1 protein-coding gene and 1 pseudogene are annotated in these 1349 nt (G+C 71.3%); both read left to right on the top strand.

The features are described from left to right. Positions 1-166 (top strand): annotated as a pseudogene (locus AOK15_RS49050) (SCO4402 family protein); the annotation flags it as partial. Positions 167-332: 166 nt separating this feature from the next. Further along, positions 333-1214, top strand: a complete 882-nt coding sequence (gene purU / locus AOK15_RS38100; protein WP_055523394.1) for a formyltetrahydrofolate deformylase — start codon at positions 333-335, stop codon at positions 1212-1214. Positions 1215-1349 lie beyond the last annotated feature (135 nt).

The following is a 1349-nucleotide window of genomic DNA, read 5'->3' as shown; positions in this document are numbered from 1 at the left end:
GGTGGGGCCGGACGCCCCCGTCTCCGCGTACCTCGACCACCCCGCGTGGCCCGAGGCGGTCCGCGCGGCCCGCGAGGCCCATGTGCGCCTGACGGTGAGCGACGGCGAGGACCCGGACACACCGCCGCGCACGCTGGAGGTGCTGCGGATCATGACGAGGGCGGCGTGGGGCAGCACGGGTCGGCAGCGGGACGGCGCGGGGTGGTCGTCGGGACGGCGCGGGGCGGTGCGGGGCGCCGTTCGGACGGGGTCGTTCCGGTCGGTCCGTTCCGGTCGGTCCGGTCCGCGGGACGATTGCCGACATGGGGACGCCGTATGCGACCCTGTCGGGCATGAACGCGCAGCCCACTCCCGCCGAGGCGCCCGCCGACCAGTACGTCCTCACCCTCTCCTGCCCCGACAAGCAGGGCATCGTGCACGCCGTGTCGAGTTACCTCTTCATGACCGGCTGCAACATCGAGGACAGCCAGCAGTTCGGCGACCACGACACGGGTCTGTTCTTCATGCGCGTCCACTTCTCGGCGGAGGCCCCGGTGAGCCTGGACAAGCTCCGGGCGAGCTTCGCGGCGATCGGCGACTCCTTCCACATGGACTGGCAGATCAACCGCGCCGAGGACAAGATGCGCGTCGTCCTCATGGTCAGCAAGTTCGGGCACTGCCTGAACGACCTGCTGTTCCGGGCGCGGATCGGGGCGCTGCCGGTCGAGATCGCGGCGGTCGTCTCCAACCACACGGACTTCGCCGAGCTGGTGGCCTCCTACGACATCCCCTTCCACCACATCCCGGTCACGAAGGACACCAAGGCCGAGGCCGAGGCGCGGCTGCTGGAGCTCGTCCGGCAGGAGAAGGTCGAGCTGGTGGTGCTCGCCCGGTACATGCAGGTGCTGTCGGACGACCTCTGCAAGCAGCTCAGCGGGCGGATCATCAACATCCACCACTCGTTCCTGCCGAGCTTCAAGGGCGCGAAGCCGTACCACCAGGCGCACGCGCGGGGCGTGAAGCTGATCGGGGCGACGGCGCACTACGTCACCGCCGACCTCGACGAAGGGCCGATCATCGAGCAGGAGGTCGAGCGGGTCGGCCACGGGGTGACCCCCGAGGAGCTCGTCGCGATCGGCCGGGACGTGGAGTGCCAGGCCCTGGCCCGCGCGGTCAAGTGGCACGCCGAGCGCCGCATCCTGATGAACGGCCGCCGGACGGTCGTGTTCGCGTAGCCGCGAGGGCACGACGGAGCCGCGGGGCGGCCGCGGCGCATGCGTGATCGCTCGCGCAGTTCCCAGCCGCCTGCGCCCCGCACCCCGCACTGTGCCCTGGACCCCGCACTGTGCCCTGGACCCCGCACTGTGCCC

Origin of the sequence: Streptomyces ossamyceticus (genome assembly GCF_001418475.1) — a bacterium.
Lineage (GTDB): Bacteria > Actinomycetota > Actinomycetes > Streptomycetales > Streptomycetaceae > Streptomyces > Streptomyces ossamyceticus.
The sequence above is the reverse complement of the archived record's forward strand: the minus strand, read 5'-3'. Positions and strand labels throughout refer to the sequence as shown.